This is a genomic window from Bradyrhizobium sp. LTSPM299 (assembly GCF_000938235.1).
In the GTDB taxonomy this organism is placed as follows: domain Bacteria; phylum Pseudomonadota; class Alphaproteobacteria; order Rhizobiales; family Xanthobacteraceae; genus Bradyrhizobium.
The window spans coordinates 49,894-63,965 of record NZ_JYMU01000038.1; the positions used below are offsets into that span (position 1 = coordinate 49,894).

The 14,072-nt window shown below is 62.4% G+C and carries 14 protein-coding genes; 8 read left to right on the forward strand and 6 right to left on the reverse strand.

Features of this window, described 5'->3' with window-relative positions:
- Nucleotides 1-11: 11 nt before the first annotated feature.
- The 3 genes from UP10_RS19840 to UP10_RS19850 all read right to left on the reverse strand — a co-directional run bounded on the left by UP10_RS19840 (nt 12) and on the right by UP10_RS19850 (nt 2,433).
- Nucleotides 12-425: a GFA family protein gene (locus UP10_RS19840; protein WP_044536506.1), complete on the reverse strand. Its 414-nt coding sequence runs from the start codon at nt 423-425 to the stop codon at nt 12-14.
- Nucleotides 426-516: 91 nt separating this feature from the next.
- Nucleotides 517-1,416, reverse strand: coding sequence for a right-handed parallel beta-helix repeat-containing protein (locus UP10_RS19845; protein ID WP_156180173.1), 900 nt, complete (start codon nt 1,414-1,416; stop codon nt 517-519).
- Nucleotides 1,417-1,422: 6 nt separating this feature from the next.
- Nucleotides 1,423-2,433: a hypothetical protein gene (locus tag UP10_RS19850; RefSeq protein WP_044588975.1), complete on the reverse strand. Its 1,011-nt coding sequence runs from the start codon at nt 2,431-2,433 to the stop codon at nt 1,423-1,425.
- A gap of 134 nt (nt 2,434-2,567) precedes the next feature.
- Between UP10_RS19850 and UP10_RS19855 the strand changes: the two genes are divergently transcribed.
- From UP10_RS19855 to UP10_RS19865, 3 genes are read left to right on the forward strand one after another with little or no spacing between them, the layout of a single operon-like run.
- Nucleotides 2,568-3,248, forward strand: coding sequence for a GntR family transcriptional regulator (locus UP10_RS19855; RefSeq protein ID WP_044588976.1), 681 nt, complete (start codon nt 2,568-2,570; stop codon nt 3,246-3,248).
- Nucleotides 3,245-4,510 (forward strand): dicarboxylate/amino acid:cation symporter, encoded by a 1,266-nt coding sequence (locus UP10_RS19860; RefSeq protein ID WP_044588977.1) that lies wholly within the window; start codon nt 3,245-3,247, stop codon nt 4,508-4,510. Before UP10_RS19855 ends, UP10_RS19860 begins: the two co-directional genes overlap by 4 nt.
- Nucleotides 4,507-5,580, forward strand: a complete 1,074-nt coding sequence (locus UP10_RS19865; RefSeq protein WP_245321793.1) for a GntG family PLP-dependent aldolase — start codon at nt 4,507-4,509, stop codon at nt 5,578-5,580. The genes UP10_RS19860 and UP10_RS19865 overlap by 4 nt, the downstream gene beginning before the upstream one ends.
- Before the next feature lie 209 nt (nt 5,581-5,789).
- On the opposite strand, the gene UP10_RS19870 is transcribed toward UP10_RS19865, so the two are convergent.
- Nucleotides 5,790-6,881, reverse strand: coding sequence for an AbrB family transcriptional regulator (locus tag UP10_RS19870; protein ID WP_044588979.1), 1,092 nt, complete (start codon nt 6,879-6,881; stop codon nt 5,790-5,792).
- A gap of 14 nt (nt 6,882-6,895) precedes the next feature.
- Entirely contained in the window at nt 6,896-7,468 is a 573-nt protein-coding gene (locus UP10_RS19875) for a hydrolase (protein ID WP_044588980.1), read from the reverse strand.
- A gap of 124 nt (nt 7,469-7,592) precedes the next feature.
- Between UP10_RS19875 and UP10_RS19880 the strand changes: the two genes are divergently transcribed.
- From UP10_RS19880 to UP10_RS19895, 4 genes are all read left to right on the forward strand, one after another.
- A complete protein-coding gene (locus UP10_RS19880; RefSeq protein ID WP_050043750.1) occupies nt 7,593-8,186 on the forward strand; it encodes a TetR/AcrR family transcriptional regulator in 594 nt (197 codons plus the stop codon).
- A gap of 71 nt (nt 8,187-8,257) precedes the next feature.
- Nucleotides 8,258-9,142, forward strand: a complete 885-nt coding sequence (locus UP10_RS19885; protein WP_156180175.1) for a helix-turn-helix domain-containing protein — start codon at nt 8,258-8,260, stop codon at nt 9,140-9,142.
- A gap of 135 nt (nt 9,143-9,277) precedes the next feature.
- Nucleotides 9,278-9,712 (forward strand): winged helix-turn-helix domain-containing protein, encoded by a 435-nt coding sequence (locus UP10_RS43165; RefSeq protein WP_082077186.1) that lies wholly within the window; start codon nt 9,278-9,280, stop codon nt 9,710-9,712.
- Between the two features lie 631 nt (nt 9,713-10,343).
- A complete protein-coding gene (locus tag UP10_RS19895; RefSeq protein WP_044588983.1) occupies nt 10,344-10,688 on the forward strand; it encodes a Lin0512 family protein in 345 nt (114 codons plus the stop codon).
- A 108-nt stretch (nt 10,689-10,796) separates the two neighbouring features.
- Here the strand turns inward: UP10_RS19895 and UP10_RS19900 are convergent, their stop codons facing one another.
- Nucleotides 10,797-11,645 (reverse strand): SDR family oxidoreductase, encoded by an 849-nt coding sequence (locus UP10_RS19900; protein ID WP_044588984.1) that lies wholly within the window; start codon nt 11,643-11,645, stop codon nt 10,797-10,799.
- A gap of 366 nt (nt 11,646-12,011) precedes the next feature.
- Between UP10_RS19900 and UP10_RS19905 the strand changes: the two genes are divergently transcribed.
- Nucleotides 12,012-14,057 carry a phospholipase D-like domain-containing protein gene (locus UP10_RS19905; RefSeq protein WP_044588985.1) on the forward strand — a complete coding sequence of 682 codons (2,046 nt, stop codon included), beginning with the start codon at nt 12,012-12,014 and terminating at the stop codon, nt 14,055-14,057.
- Nucleotides 14,058-14,072 lie beyond the last annotated feature (15 nt).

The window sequence follows — 14,072 nt, forward strand, 5'->3', positions numbered from 1 at the left end:
CCGGCGCGGCTCTATGTCGAGGCCGGATACCACTCCGGCAATTTCCTGATATCGGGATCGAGATGGTCCCAGGCCTGGCGGCGTGAGCAGAACAGCGCGACGGCAGGCTTGAAAGCCGAGGCGTCGTCGAGGCAGCCGACATAGATGCCGACGAACTCCGGGCTCTTGTCCGGCTTGTTGTAGATTGGCGAGCCGCAATTGGGACAGAAGCCTTTTCGTTTGATCGTGCCGCCGTCGGTGGTTCGCGCGATCTCGCGCACCTCCCCGGTCACCGTGAGCGCGTCGCTCGCGAACACGAATACGGAACTGTGGCCGCCGCCGGTGTCGCGCTGGCAGTCCCGGCACAGGCACTGGAAGCCGCGGATCGGGTCCGCAGAGATGGTGTAGCGCACCGCGCCGCACGAGCAGCCGCCCGAGAAACCCATGGCCATCCTCCTCCCGGAGTGTGTCGTCATGACATGGCGACGACTTTGCGAATTGGCAAGGCGGCGGTCAATCGACGTCCGCGTCGCGCGCTCACGCCAGCCGGTTGTTGGCCAGATGCACCGTGGGCTTGTCGCAGGTGGCGTCGATCGCGACGGTGTTGGTCGCGATCCGGCCGCGCGCGGCGACGTTGTTGCTGATCTCGACGTTCCTGCTTCGGCCGACGAAGACCGCACTGTCGGGCTTGATGCCGTACAGGGAGCCGGCCCCGAATGTGTTGCCGCGGACAAAAGTCTGGCCGATCTGGTTGCCGGCGATCTTCACGCCGTCGGCATTGCTGACGAAGATTGCATAGATGAAGGAGTCGTCGATGTGGTTGCCCTCGATAATGATGCGCCGGTTCTGGACATTGTCTGGAAATCCCCTGACACTATCCGGTGCGACCATGCCGACATAGATGGCGCCGAGCGTGCCGCTACCTGCGGTCATTTCATTGGCGCCGTTGACGCAATGGCTGAAGCGGTTGTTGCGGAACGCGAGGTTGTCGGCAAACCCGGACTCCGACCAGAAGCCGATGTCGCTTCCGGCCTGCAACGCGACCCCGGTCGAGAACGTGAACTGGCAGTTCTCGACGATGGCGTTCGGCGCCTTCATCAGCACGCGGCCGCAGGCATGGAAGCTGCAACGCAGCGCGGTAGCGCCGGACCCGATATGCGTCAGCGAGGTGATGGCATCGCCGACCTTGAGCGGCAGGTCCTGCTGCAGCACGACGTCGTAGATCAGGTCCGGCTGGGTGGTCGGGCTCTTGTTCTTCCAGATCTGGGCGATCTTCGCCTTCAGCTCCGGCGCGTGGCGTTTTGTGAGCTGCTCGACCTTGCTGCGTCCGAGTGAACGAAAGGTCGCGTGATCGCAGCTCTCGACGTCGTCGCCGGCCAATAGTCCGATGTCCCATTTCGGGCTCAGCAGGAAGCGCCGCGGCGCGGGCTTCGCCACCACGTATTAGTAGAAGCCGTGGACGTTGATGGCATCGTCGGAGGTGTTGGCGAAGCTGCAATCCTCCAGGGTCGGGCCGCGCTCGACCGCGGTGAAGTGCGATCCGTCCGAATTGGTGGAGATCAGGCGGTCGGTCGCAGCGCCCTTCGGCCGGGGTCCCGGAACGACCGAGACCTTCTGCAGCAGCATCGAACCTTCGCCGCCGCTTTCGACGATCCCCATGCCCGGCGAGGCCAGCACTTTCACATCGATGAGACTCGTCGCCACGCTGGAATCGACGGCGATCGCGGTCGCGCCGCCATTGGAGATCGCGACCGCGTCGCCGACCGCGATCGGCAACTGGCTCGGGAAGCGATCGTTCGCGCTCCACGCGAGATGCACCTTGATCAGGCCGTCGCTGACGCGTTCCACCCGACGGGGCGAGAGGAAGTCCCGGGCGCCTGACTTCAGCGCCCGGTTGCGGCGGTCCATCACCTTGAAGAAGCCGTCGGTATAGGTGGCGAGCAGCGCGGCGTCGTCGGGGAAGCCGGGATCGACCTTCACCGTGATCTCGAGCGCGCCCTTGTCGAAGGCGGCGATGGTGCCTTGCGTGAATGGCAGCGGGTCGTAGTCGATGGTGAGATCGCGGACGGTGAGGCGATTGCTGCCTGATATCGCGAGGCTGCCGGTGCGGGCCATATTGATCAATTGCGCGCCGTTGCCGTTGAGCTCGAACCCATGCAGCTGCCTGAACGCGAGCGGCCGCTTGATCCGGTAGCTGAAATTCTTCTCGAGGTTGAGGACGATGTGAACCGGCCCGGCCTTGCCCGCGTCAACCGCCGATTTGGCGATCGCCGCGATCGCCTTGGCAAAGGCTGCATCGGCGTCGCCGCCTGATGTGGCGGTGAAGGTCGCCATCTCGAAGGTGGCCGATCCGGGTACCGCCGCCTGTTCGGCACGGCTCTCGGTGCCGAGCAATGGGCTTGCCATGACGAACGAGGCAAGCGTCAGCGCTCGCCGGCGGCTGAGCTGTAGCATGCAAGGCTCCTTCCGAGATCGCGGTTGGCCGCGCACGCACTATCCGCCCGCCGAGATGAACCGGAGTCAAACGGTGGACACGACGGTGATTTCGAGTTGACACACCACTGACATACTGCTGGTATGTCAGAGACATGTCGACGTCCCTTCACCGCGACCGGGCCTATGCGCGTATTCGCGACCTCGTGCTCTCAGGCGAGTTCGCGCCTGACGAACCGCTGTCAGAACGCAGCCTTTCCGATCGGCTCGCGCTTGGGCGAACGCCGGTCCGCGAGGCCTTGAGTGCGCTCGCGAGGGACGGCCTGCTCACGATCCATCCGATGCGCGGCACCTTCGTGCGGCAATTGTCGTTCGACGATCTGCGTGAGATCCACGAGCTGCGCCTCGCGCTCGAGGGCATGGCGGCCTATCTCGCCGCGACGCGCGGCCCGACCGAAGGCCTTGAGCGCTGTGCGAAGGACTTGCGCCGCGTCCGATCGCGCGCGGCGATCGATGTGGAGGAAGCGCAGCAGATCGGCTGGACCTTCCACGACGAACTGTTCCGCGCCACCGGCAACGACCGGCTGGTGCAGGCCTATGACAATCTGCGCGCCCAGAGCGGCCTCGCGCTGCAGAAGATGCCGCAATACAGCACCGAGCGGACCCGGCAGGCCGTCAACGAGCATCTCGAGATCTACGCTTCCGTCGAGGCGCAAGACCCCGACGCTGCGCAACAGCGGATGTGGCGGCATCTGTCGTCGGCGTTCGAGGCCCGCCTCAAGGCGCTGGGCGCGGTGCGACCGCAGACCTCGGCGAAGGGAGATCATCGGTCATGAGCGTGCGATCCGGCATCCGGCGTGTTTTTGCGTGGCCGCTTGCGGTGCAGATGCTGATCGGCCTGGTCGCGGGGCTCGCCGTCGGGCTGCTGTGGCCGGAGTTCGGCGCGAGCCTGCGTCCGTTTGGCGCCGGCTTTGTCGAGGCGGTGAAGATGATCGTCATTCCCGTCGTGTTCTCATCGGTCGCGCTCGGCATCTACCGGATGGGCACCGAGATGAAGGTACTCGGCCGCGTCGTCGTGATCTGCCTCGGCTATTTCTATCTCGCAACCGTGATCTCGATCGTGATCGGCCTGCTGCTCAACGGGATCTTCCATCCCGGCGCCGGAGCACCGCTCGCCACAACCGGCAAGCTGCCGGCCAACCTCGCGGTGTCGGTCGACTGGGTTAAATTTTTCATGGACATGATCCCCTCGAACATCGTCGCTGCGATGGCCGAGCAGAAGATCCTGCCGACACTGGTCTTCGCCATCCTATTCGGCCTCGCGCTGGCCTCGATCGGCAAGGTCGGCGAGCCTGTCGTCGCGGTGCTGGAGGCCGTGATGGCGGCCATGTTCAAGATGACGAAATGGATCACGGCGCTGGCGCCGCTCGCGGTGTTCGCCATCATGGCCTGGTTGTTCGCGACCCAGGGCCTGGCGACGGTGGTCGCGCTCGCCAAGCTCGTCGCCGTGATGTATCTCGGCCTCGCGGTCATGGTCGTGATCTTCTGGCTGATACTGCTCGCGATCGGCGAGAAGCCGATCGCCGTGACGAAGGCGGTGATGGAGCCGATGCTGCTCGCGTTCTCCACCCGCTCCTCGGAAGTCACGCTGCCGCTGCACATGGAGAAGCTGCAGGCGATGGGCGTGCCGAACCGGATCGTCTCGGTGGTGCTGCCGCTCGGCTATGCCTTCAACCGCGACGGCGCGATCATGTATTTCGCGCTCGCCGTAACCTTCCTGGCCGAGGCCTATGACGTGGCGCTCAGCTGGTCGACATTGCTGACCATCGTGATGGTCACCACCATCGCCAGCAAGGGCAGCGCCAATGTTCCCTCCGGCGGGCTCGTCGCCATCGCCATGGTGCTGTCGGCGATCGGGCTGCCGGTCGAGGCGCTGGCGATCATCGCCGGTGTCGACGCCTTCCTCGACATGGGTCGCACCGCGATCAACGTGTTCGGCAACACGGTTGCGGTGAAGCTGGTCCAGCGTTTTGGCGGCGAGTTTGCGGCGGCGGCGCCGGAGACCGCCGCGCTCGCACTGAAGACCCAGGACGCATGATGGACGCCAGACAGACCCCACCGGCCGCGACCGACATCGTCGATCTGCGCAGCGACACCGTGACGTTGCCGACCGAGGCGATGTATGAGGCGATGCGTAGCGCGCCGCTCGGTGACGACAGCCGTGACGGCGACCCGACCGTGCGCGCGCTGGAGGCGCGGGCGGCGTCGCTGACCGGCAAGGCGGCGGCACTGTTCGTGCCGAGCGGCACGATGGGCAATCTCTTGGCGATGCTTGCGCATGGCGAGCGGGGCGGCGAGGTCTTCGCCGACGGCGGCGCGCATCTGTTCAATTCGGAGATCGGCAGCATGGTGACGGTGGCGGGTCTGGTGCCGCGATCGGTCCCGAGCCGCCGCGGCGCGATGGATGAAGCGGCGCTCGAGCAGGCGATCCGCGCGACGCTTGGGGCGGGACGGCCGCGGCCGGCGCTGATCTGGATGGAGACCAGTCACAACGGCGCCGGCGGCACCGTGCTGCCATTGGCGCATATGGCGTGCATCCACGCGATCGGCCGCGACAACGGCATTGCCGTGCATGTCGACGGCGCGCGTCTGTTCAATGCCGCCGTGGCGCTCGGCGTCAGCGCGCGCGAGATTGCCGCGCACGCCGACAGCCTGATGTTCTGCGTCTCCAAGGGACTCAGTGCGCCGGTCGGCAGCCTGCTGGTCGGCGACGATGCTTTCATCGCGCGGGCGCGGGCGTTCCGGCGCATCGTCGGCGGCAATATGCGGCAGGCCGGCGTGATCGCCGCCGCCGGCCTGGTCGCGCTCGACACCATGATCGAGCGTCTGCGCGAGGATCACGATGCCGCGCAGCACCTGGCACACGGGCTGGCATGGCTGGATCCGGCGCTTGCCGAGCCGGATCATGTGCAAACCAACATCCTGCGCATCGATGTCGCGAATAGCACGCATGATGCCGCCGGCTGGGCGTCCGCGCTGAAGGCAAGCGGAATTCTGGTGCAGGCCAGCGGAGCAGGGCAGCTTCGCCTGGTCACGCATCGCCATATCGATCGTGCCACGGTCGAGCGGACGCTCGCGGCGTTTTCGGCGGTAGCCCCGGCGGCGTGACGCAGCGCCACGAAGATCCTCAGGGGAAAGCAAAATCCGGCGTGAACCCGAACAAGTGGTCTACCGGCAACGGAAATGTCGGTGTCGGTTGATGGCACTTTTCCGGAAGCGCCGAAATGCCCACCAAAGCTGACGTTCGCCGACGCCCCTGAATTTATCGGTTCACGCTCTAAATGGAGTCACGTTCTAATCTTCTGCGACCAACTCACTCAGGTGGGAGTTTTGTCGGAAATATTTGGAACATTCATGGCTATTTGATCCGCAACGAATCGGGACAAAGCCGGACCAACGATAAGGACGAGCATAAAACGAGCGATCTGCTGCGCCATAACAAACCCGACATCGACGTTGGTGGATGCCGCAATAATGGCGACCGAGTCTGCCCCGCCCGGGCTGGTGGCAAGATAGGCCGTCAGAGGATCGATATCGAAAATTTCGACGAGAGCGAAGGCCAAGCCGCCGCAAAATGCGATCAGCATCAGAATTGATACCATCATTTTCGGCAAAGCCCGGATGGCATACACAAGAATGTCTCGGGTAAACCGCAACCCAATCGTCCAGCCAAGAAGCAGATAGCTGAGCGCCAGCAGCCAGCTTGGCAATTCGATTTCGACAAGACCGTTGGATTGCAGAACCGCACCGAGGAACATGGGTATCAGCAATATTCCCGCCGGAATGCTGGAAACAGGCCCTAGAATGACTCCTCCAAGAACGAGGACCAGCGTTTCAAGAAAAGGCAGTGCGTGGATCGGCGCAAACCAGACCGCAGGCGCTGCGGCCGCAACCGCCGGTGCGTGAACCCAGAAACGGGCAATGATGGAGGCGACGAGAGCGACCATGACGACACGCACATATTGCATGAAGACAACCAGCCGGGCATCGGCGCCGTAAGCATCGGCCATCAGCATCATGGCTGACGCCGCGCCAGGCAATAATCCCCAAATGGCCGTCGTCTCGGGCAAAATGCGCAACTTGCTGATGATCCAGCCCAACACGCAACTGGCAGCGATGACCAGCAGACTGATGCCGAGAAACAGCGGCCACTGATGCAGAAAGGAATGAAGAATGGTGGAGGTAAGAACGCGTGCTATCATGCAGCCGACGACCGCTTGCGCGAAGCCAAAAGGCAGTTGTGGCACGAGGATGCCGGCTCCGCCATTTTCGACGAGGATGCCGGCCAACATCGCGCCAAGCAGCAGGGCTGCCGGCAGCCGGGCCCATGTCAGCAAGGCGGCAAACAGAACCGAAAGAGCGATCAGAACTCCCCAACGAGCGACGACTGGCAGCGTGGATAAAGACATCGACGGCTACACGGTCAGGCTTGAGAGAGCGTGAGATCAGAACTTTTGACGACTCGGCTGATCCTTGGAAAGATGTTGCCGAAAGTAAAGTCGTGCATTTGGGCGGACAAGCCGCTCGTGGCATCTTCGGCAAGAACGACGGCATAGCCGTGTTCCCATGCCTGTCGTGCCGTCGACTCGACGCCGATGTTCGTTGCGACGCCTCCCAGGACGATTGTCTGGATACCGCGGCGGCGCAGTTGCAGGTCCAGTTCCGTGCCGTGGAAGGCGCCCCATTGGTGCTTGGTGACGAGAATGTCGCCAGGCTTTGCCAATCCATCGATCAACTCGCTGAAATTTTCGGGAAAGCCGCCCGGCGGTGCGGCGAAGGGCTGATCGACAGGCTGCCTCAAGGCGTCTTTGAAATCCTTGGCGAAGCCTACATTCACGAGAACGACCGGCGCGCCTGCTTTGCGGAAGGTGTCCGCGAGCGTGCCGCCGGCCTTCGCGACCCGGTCTGCCGGGTGAGGCTTCAGTTCGTGCCCCAGGATGCCTTTTTGGAGATCGATGAGGACCAGAGCGGTCGTCTTGGGATCGAGTTCAAGCATGCGTTTTCGCCTGTTGGATTGACGTTCGGTGTTTCACCGCGTTAATTGAGTTCATACTCACATAACGCGATAATTGAGCATGTCCTCAACTATGTCAAGACCCGGCGAAGTTCCACAAGCGAGGATGCCGCAACGGCGCAACGGAAAGCTGCGGGTCGCCGCCATATTGAAGGCGGGCGAAGCCGTCATCGCCGAGAAGGGCTATGAGGCGGCGACGATGGCCGAGATCGCGGCGAGATCGAACACCAAGATAGGTTCGCTCTATCGCTTCTTTCCCAGCAAGGAAGTCCTGGCAAACGCGCTGATCGCGCACTACCACGAAGGCGTTCACAACGCCTTCGACGAACTTGATTCCAAAATCCAATCGCTATCCATCGCGTCGCTCGCTGATTTCCTGCTGGATCTGATGGTCGATCTCCATAAGGGCGCCGGGCCGACGATGAAACGATTGTTGGAAATCCCTGAAGTTTTGTCGGTGAAGCGCGGTGAATTCAGCAGATCCATCCACAAGCACATCGTCCGGACATTGACGCTGCGCAGCCCGAGCCTGACCGCCAACAAGGCGCAGGACATGGCCGTCGTGATCCTCGGCAACATGAAGACGATGGCCGCCTTCTCGGACGCCGCTGACCAAAGCGTTCGTCCGGGCGCCATCGAGGAGTTGCGCGAGATGACCCGGATTTATCTGAAAAGCAGGCTGAAGACGAAGCCAATTTGATTGGTCTCGTGATCTCCTTACTAGACCGCGGAAATTACGATAGTCGTCTGCGATGGTCGCGGAGGAACAGCGTGCAAAAAGCGCAAGATCAGCGATACGACGTGCTGCAGTCGTCGTCTGAGTTGGGTTGGTCGAATCTTTTCGCCGAGGTCCGTTCCTATGGTCGCGGAGGAGGGACGCACCCCGCTGACCCGGAGACCAAAATCGCAATCTTGCTTGATGGATCGGAAGGCATCTCCGTCTGCAGAATCGGTGGAAGCTGGCGGTTGTCGGAGCACATACCGGGCAACGTCTGGGTCAAACCAATGGGCGGCAAGTATGATGAGGGCTACACCGCTACTGCCACAACGATTCGAGTCTTGAACTTACACTTGACCGCCAGCGTCTTTACGCAACTTGGCGATTACTACGGTCTTCCTGCAGCGCTCGCTCGGTCTGTTCGCTACGTGTGCGGCGAGCAGGACGAAGTCGTTAATCAGGTTGGCTTGTCGGTGCTGTCAGAGATGATCACCCCTACGGCTGCTGGACGCATGTTCGCGGAAACGGCCTCTCTGCTGCTTGCTGCAAGATTGCTACACGCGCATTGGGATGCTGGTTCCGTCCGCTTGCCGATTGAACGACGTCACCGGCTCGATGAGCGACGCCTGAGGCGTGTTCTTGATTATGTCGAGGAGCATCTTGCTGACGATATCGCGGTTGCCGATCTCGCCAACGTCGCGTCTCTCAGCATCTTTTACTTCACGCGCGCGTTTTCTGCCGCAGTAGGCATGCCTCCGCATCGCTACGTCAGCCAAAGGCGGCTGGAGTGGGCAAAGACAATGATCGCGGCGGGGGGCACATCGATTGCAGAAATGGCCTTCGTGTGCGGATTTTCCTCGCAATCGAGCTTTACCCGTGCGTTCCGGCGGGCCACGGGTTTGACCCCCGCGATGTATCGCCGCGAGTTCGGTTCGTAGTTGTCAGCCCAGCCAAGGGGGTTGAGCAAAAGCGGTCTAAACAACGGCAGACACGGTGCATACGGCGCAATTACTTGACATTATAGTGCGCTATAGAGGATGGAAGTTGCGATGCCCGGTTGCTCTAGACTAGCCATGGTCCATAGAACGCTGAGATTTGGTCCGTTTGAGCTTTCGGGTAGCAAGAGGGTGCTATGGTGCAACGGTGTCACGCTTCCCCTTGGTGGTCGCGCGTTCGATATTTTGGTCTATCTCGCCGAACGTCCAGGCGAGGTCATCGGTAAGAACGAGCTCATTAATCATGTCTGGTCGAACGTCACCGTGGAGGAGGGCAGCCTCCGGGTCCACGTGGCCGCCATCCGCAAGGCGCTCAGGGACGGCGAGTGCGGCAACAGATATATCGCCAACGTTAAAGGACGAGGCTACTCGTTCGTAGGATCGGTCGTTCGTCTCGAAGACAGCACGGAACACGTCAGCGACTGGCACATGAAAGCCAGACTGCGCTATGCGCCTGTTTCGCCGAACATCCATCGACGGTCGTCAAAGCTTCGGAGCGTGGGTTTGCGCTGAACATGCGACGCCGCGATTCGGGCGATCACAGCCTTCGACCCATCCTGAAGGGCTCCGTTATCGCTGTGTGACTGACTATGTGACTGCCCGACGGCGCAAGCCCCTCGCGCAAAATATTTCGCTTTATCAGAAGGGTAACTCAGTGTATGAATCCCCCGTCCCACCCGATTGAGGGGCGAGCGCACGTCACGAACGCGCGGTGGGATGCGGTGGACGCCGATGTCACGACTGACGAGCGTGGCAGAGGCGGACGGTGAAATCGTGTGTTCCCGACGCCCCAGTGGCAGGCAAAAGTTTGCGAGACGCATCCGCGTCTGGCGGACGACGGTGACAAACAAGCCCGGTCCTCGCCGGGGAGAGCACGTATAAGCCGTAAGCCATCGCGCAGGGAAAGCCGGAGTGCCTCCGCTGAACCTGTATGCTCGTGTGCGTTTCTATTCCACCCTTGCACACGAGACCGCGGGTGCAGCGTGCACCCGGCTTTCCCTGCGCCCTTGTTCCAAGAGAGGGCAAACGAAATGCAAACCTCGGGCTCACACTGCCGCGAGATCGCGAGCGCATGACTTGACGACGTGGCCGCCACGGACGATTGAAGTTGATATCTCCGCGCCAACGACGACAGGGAATTTTCATGACACGCGTGCGCTGTATCACCGAAATGGGCATGGGCGTCGACGTCCACGGCCGCGACGCTACCAAGGCCGCCAAGCGTGCGGTTTCGGATGCGATCCGCCACTCCAGTCTCGGCTTCTTCCGCATGCTCGGCAAGACCGCGAACGACATGTTCGTCGATGTCACTATCGCCGTGCCGAATCCGCAGGACGTGGATACCGATGCGGTTGCAAAAGAACTGCCCTACGGCACCAAGACGGTGAAGGCGATCGCGGGCGGGCTCGAAATCCCGTCGGACCTCGGCAATGACCCGATCCTTATCGCGAATGCCGCGGTGATTGTCAGCTTCGATGATGGGAAATGATCCGTAGGGTGGGCAAAGCGAGGCGTGCCCACCACTTCTTGCGCTGCTTGTGATGGTGGGCACGGCGCGAAGGGCGCCTTTGCCCACCCTTGCGCACGGTGCGAGAACCTAGTCGCCGCCTTTGAAATAATCCGGCTTCCCCGTCGTCCAGGTCTCGCCCCAATGCTGGCCGCCGCCGTCGACGGTCAGCGTTTCGCCGGTGACGAACTTGCCGGAGGGGCCGGCGAGATAGACGCTGGCTTCCGCGATATCCCAGGGCGAACCCGGCCGCATCATCGGGTTGGAGCGCGGATAGGCGGCGCGCGCCTGCTCGGTATAGACGTTCCAGCCCTCGGTTTCGATCGCGCCGGGGGCGATGCAGTTGACCCGGATGTTGAGCGGCGCCCACTCGACCGCAAGCGCGCGCGACAGCCCGATCACGCCGGACCGCGCCGCGATCGTGTGTGCGATGCCGTAAAGGCCATGGGTCGTGACGACGACGATGTTGACGATGCTGCCGGGATGTTTGCGGTCGCGCCAGCGCTGCGCTGCAGCCTGCATCATGTACCAGGTGCCGTTGAGGTTGGTGTTGATGACCGCGTTCCAGCCCTTGCTGGAAAAATCGATCGCGGGCTGCGGGAACTGGCCGCCGGCGCTGTTGACGAGGATATCGACACGGCCATGTGCGGCCCAGACCGCATCGAACATTGCGTTGACGGCGTCGACGTCCTTGATGTCGGCGACAAGGGCGGATGCTTTCAAGCCGCGGCGTCCGAGAGTGTCGATGAGAGCATCGAGCCTGTCGTTGTTGCGGCCGACCGCGACGACATGGGCGCCGAGCCGCGCGAACAGAAAGGCGATCGCGCGTCCGATGCCGCCGGCGGCGCCGGAGACGACGACCACCTGACCGGCCAGCGCATCGGCCGCGAACACGGTCTTGTGGGTTGCGAGCTCGTCGTCAGAGAGACCGAGGGGCATGTGTTGTCCAAGTTCGTTGTCCAATTCCGATAAGACGCCGTGGGCCGCCAATCTGTCCTACACAGCGCCGAGCGACAAGGGCAGGTGCGGTGCTGCGCCACCGGGGCAATGTGAATCAGTTCACATCTTTTGGTAGCAAAATCAGGCAATATCGCGTGCGGGGCGGCCCGTTTACGTGTATAACTTCAAGTCGCTCGACACGTTTATTGCAACTTTTAACTGATTTTAATCACCAATCGTGGCGGCCTTCTTCGCCACATCCTGCAGCTCATCATTTTCGATCCGTATTTTCGAACCGTTTTTTCGATCCTGCGTCACATCCGAGATTTATCGTCCCATCCGGGATTCAAGATTTAAGGAGGCGTCATGAAAGCCGTCGCATTCTCCAACAACGATATGGCAGTGGTCGCCTGGACCTTCGGCGGCAAGCTCGCGAATTGTCTCGGATTCGCTGTCCATCGGATCGACGTCAAGGCGGGAACCGAAACCGTGCTGCCGGCGCTGGCGACGTTCAAGGGCGAGACGGCGACGCCGGGCCGCACCACCGCCAACGACCCCGTGCAGAAGTTTTTCTGGAAGGATGTCTACGGCAAGCGCGGCGGCACCTACAAATACAAGATCGTGCCGATGAGCGGCACGCCCGGCGCCCTGCAGCCGATGCCGTTTGGGCCGCTGATCTCGAATCAGGTGCAGCTCAGCCCGAACTACGGCACGCTGTCGGCTTATTTCAACCGCGGCATCCTGGCCACGCAGGCGACCGCGCACAAGCTCACCGACGGCTCGCCGGCGGGCGGGATGGTCGACGTCTTGAAGGCGCGGATCGTCACGATCGGCGATCAACTGCGGATGGATCTCGCCGGAGAGATGATCGAGGCGCTCACCACGCTTCCCGACGAAGCCTTGAGCTCCAACGGCGAATTGCTGCTCGCGCTTTACGAATTCCAGGATCCGGAGCTGATCCAGCACTTTGCCGCGCTGCGCAGCCGGGGCAGCCTGATTCTATCAAACATGCCAGGTGGCACCAAGAAGGGCGGCGATTTCACCAACGACACCTATGCCCAGGAGCGCCAGCAGATCAAGGCGGCCGGGTTGACCGTGATCGACCGCTTCATGCCGAGCAACAGCATCGGCCACAACAAGTTCCAGGTGCTGGTCAACGGCACGCCGCAGGCGGTGCTGTTCGGGTCGACCAATTGCACGTCGAACGCGCTGTGTGCACAGACCAACAACACGATCATCGCGCGTTCGCCGACGATGGCGCAGGCCTATGCCGACTACTGGCAGCGGCTGAAGGACGATACCGTGCCGCCGGGCAACAACGGCAAGGCGGAGCAGGGCCCGGCGCTTCGCGAGGCCGATAACAAGGGACTTCCGACGATCACGCTGGAGGACAACAGCGGTACGGTCGACCTCTGGTTCTCGCCGAATACGTCGAAGCGCAGGGCCGCCAAGCCCGGACCCGGCGAGGAGACGCCGCCCGACCTGAAGATGGTGTTCGACGCGATCGCGGGCGCAAAGCAGGCGATCCTGTTCCTTGTGTTCGAGCCGGGCTCGCCGAGCATCATCGACGCGATTACGGACGCCCTCAAGGCGAAGCCCTCGTTGTTCGTGCGCGGCGCAGTCACCGCGCCTCAGGCGTCAGGCGCGTTCGCCGTCGGAATCACCGGGGGCGACTCCAGCGCCAAGCAGCCGAAGCGCCAGAAGGGCGACCCGCCGCTGCCGGAGGATTTCCGTGTCATCCATACCCGCGGCGTGACCAAGGACGACGCGTTCGGTCAGTGGGAGGCCGAGCTGAACCAGGCGGGCCATGCCGTGATCCACGACAAGATCGTGGTGATCGATCCTTTCGCCGACGATTGCATCGTGATCACCGGCAGTCACAATCTCGGTTACAAGGCGTCCTACAACAACGACGAGAACCTGGTGATCATCCGCGCCCACCGGGCGGTCGCGGAGGCCTATGCCGCGCATTGTCTCGACGTCTATGATCACTACGCCTGGCGCTACTGGTTGCAGACCAACCCCAACACGGCCTGGCATTCCCTTGCGAGCGACGACAGCTGGCAGAACAGCTATTTCTCGGCCGACAACCAGGTCAAATCAGCCGAACTGGCGTTCTGGCTGTCCGCGACATCAGCGGCCGACGCGTTGCCGACGCCGGTCGGTCAGGCCAGCGCCAGCACGCGGGCGCGCCCGGGCCTGCAGAGTGCAGTCGGCGGAGTTGCGCCCGCGGTTGGTCCGCACTCGCTGGTTCCAACAGGACAAACAGGTACGAGCAAGAAAGCGACTGCGAAGAAGAGGGCTGCGAAGACCGGGATGACAAAAGCCAAGGCGGCTAAAACCAAGGCGCGGCCGGCGAAAGCTCGTCCTGCCAAGAAGGCAAAGGCAGCACGCGTGAAGAAGGCCAAGTGAACTGCGAGAAGTGAA